General features: G+C 73.1%; 3 protein-coding genes. 2 read left to right on the plus strand and 1 reads right to left on the minus strand.

The features are described 5' to 3' along the window. Positions 1-447 precede the first annotated feature (447 nt). Together DZF91_RS24650 and DZF91_RS24655 are read left to right on the plus strand one after the other, a co-directional pair. On the plus strand, positions 448-1,110 hold the full coding sequence (locus DZF91_RS24650; RefSeq protein ID WP_117359650.1) for a HemK2/MTQ2 family protein methyltransferase: 663 nt from the start codon (positions 448-450) through the stop codon (positions 1,108-1,110). After that, on the plus strand, positions 1,082-1,327 hold the full coding sequence (locus tag DZF91_RS24655) for a CDGSH iron-sulfur domain-containing protein (RefSeq protein WP_117359651.1): 246 nt from the start codon (positions 1,082-1,084) through the stop codon (positions 1,325-1,327). Before DZF91_RS24650 ends, DZF91_RS24655 begins: the two co-directional genes overlap by 29 nt. Before the next feature lie 39 nt (positions 1,328-1,366). Here the strand turns inward: DZF91_RS24655 and DZF91_RS24660 are convergent, their stop codons facing one another. Beyond that, the gene (locus tag DZF91_RS24660; protein WP_117359652.1) at positions 1,367-1,978 is read right to left on the minus strand and encodes a TetR/AcrR family transcriptional regulator; all 612 of its coding nucleotides are present in this window, start codon (positions 1,976-1,978) and stop codon (positions 1,367-1,369) included. Positions 1,979-2,194 lie beyond the last annotated feature (216 nt).

Here is a 2,194-nt window from a genome sequence, read left to right on the forward strand (position 1 = left end):
GCCGGACGGTCAGAGACCGTCCGGCGGCACGGCTCTTCCCCGCAGCCTGCGTGCCCGTGTCCATGACCGACGCCGGTCCCTGTATCGGCGTCGGTGTGGAGGACGTGGCGGTCCCAGCCCACCGAGGAGGACCGGCACCAGTAACCCGCCGCCGTCTCAGCGCGAAACTGAAATGGGCGGCCGGAAAAAAACCGAATGCGGCACCCAGGAAAGCGCTCACAAGTAAATTCCCCGCGTTTTGCGGCGATGTTGGAAATCCGTGGCGACTCGACGGGAAACGCCGCCCGCCGAAAGAGCGGAAAGCGCCCGGGTCGCGCCGGGCGGCCTGGTCAGACGCCGATCATGGCGGATCGGGAAGTCCGAAGGTGGCGTGAGGCATTCCGGCCCGCGGTCCATGATCTTGACGGATGTTTTGAGGTAGGGGGGCCGGGTACCCCGAGCCTCGTGATGCTGCTGAGGCTGCCCGGCGTATACCGCCCCCAGGGGGACACCTTCCTGCTGGAGGAGTCCCTCCGCAGGGCCGCGGTGCCGCCCGGGGCGCGTGTCCTGGACGTGTGCACCGGGACGGGAGCGGTCGCCATGGCGGCGCTGCGCAACGGCGCGGGCCGGGTGACGGCCGTGGACGTGTCGCGCCGCGCCGTCCTCGCGACGCGCGCGAACGCGTGGCTGCGCGGCCTGCCCGTCCGCGTGTTCCGCGGCGACCTGCTGGACCCGGTGGCGGGGGAGCGGTTCGACGTGATCCTGGCCAACCCGCCCTACGTGCCCGCGCCCGGCCTGCCGCGCGTCGCGCGCGGCAGCGCCCGCGCGTGGGACGCAGGTCCCGACGGCCGCGACCTGCTGGATCGCATCTGCGCGCACGCTCCCGGGCATCTGGTCCCCGGTGGCATGCTGATGCTCGTCCATTCGGCGCTGTGCGGCGTGGACCGCACGCTCGCGTCGCTGCGCGAGGGCGGCCTGAAGGCGTCGGTCGTCGCGCGCCGCCGGGTGCCCTTCGGGCCGGTCATGCGCGCCCGCGCCGAGGCCTTGCGCCGCCAGGGCCTGCTCGCCACGCACGACGCCGAGGAGGAACTGGTGGTGATCCGTGCCGACCGCACCCGAACCGCGGACTGACCGCCGCCGCGTGATCGTCGACCCCGAGGGCCCGGTCCTGGTGGAGGGCCCCGTCGAGGTCCAGCTCCCGGACGGCACGACCGCGACGTCCGACCGCTTCATGGTGGCCCTGTGCACGTGCCGCCGCAGCCGCACGCAGCCGTTCTGCGACACCAGCCACCGCCGCCGCCGACGTCCGCCGCAGAGTCCTCCGCGGGATTCGGCGTCCTCGACCTGACGCCGCGGGGCAAGCGCTGCCGACGGGCTCGGCGAGAGGTCAGCCGTCCGTGGACGAGGCGTCCGGGTCTCGCGGGCGGAGGCCGTCGAACACCACGTCCAGGATGGCGTCGACCTGCTCGGGCGAGGTCGGACGGGTCCCCAGCAGCAGGCGGTAGTAGAGCGGTGCGTAGAGGAGTTCGACGACGTCGTCCAGTGCGGCGTCGGAGCGGATCTGCCCTTCCCGCTGCGCCCGCTCCAGCCGGCGCCGGCAGTCCTGGACGCGCGGGCCGACCAGGGTGTCCAGGACGGCCCGCCCCGCCGCCGGGTCGGACTGCGCGGCGCCGATGACCTCCCGGTAGGTCGTGGACTGCGTGGAGCTGAAGTACTGCGCGACGGCGACCATCTGTTCGCGCAGGTCGGCGCGGACGTCACCGGTGTCGGCGACCCGGGTGGCCGGCGCGCTCTGCCGGTCGATCGCCTCGACCAGCACCGCCGCCTTGGACGGCCACCACCGGTAGATCGTCTGCTTGCCCACCCCGGCTTCCCGGGCGATCGCGTCCATGCTCGTCCTGGCGAATCCCTGCTCCAGGCACAGTTTCAGCGCGGCTTCGAGGATCGCCTTGTGGGAGCGCTCGTTCCGGTAGCGCGGGTTCGCCGGTTCGGTGGTCATGACCAGGGAGCCTATAGGAAACGAGACGACTCGTCTTGACGGGGGCCCGCGCCGGGCCTAGCCTCCTCGGAAACGAGACGTCTTGTCTCGTTACCCTCGGAGGTGAACGAGGTCCCACCAGATCTCCCGCCGCCGCGCCCTGGCCGCCGGCCTGGCCACCGGCACCGCGTTCGGAGCCGCCGCCCTCGGCGCGGGGCCGGCCATGGCGGCCCCGCC

It is taken from the genome of Actinomadura logoneensis, assembly GCF_003428695.1.
Taxonomy (GTDB): Bacteria; Actinomycetota; Actinomycetes; order Streptosporangiales; family Streptosporangiaceae; genus Spirillospora; species Spirillospora logoneensis.

Coding starts and splice junctions, on each gene's coding strand:
- DZF91_RS24660 (WP_117359652.1), bottom strand. CDS start 1,978: ATGACCACCGAACCGGCGAACCCGCGCTACCGGAACGAGCGCTCCCAC.
- DZF91_RS24650 (WP_117359650.1), top strand. CDS start 448: ATGCTGCTGAGGCTGCCCGGCGTATACCGCCCCCAGGGGGACACCTTC.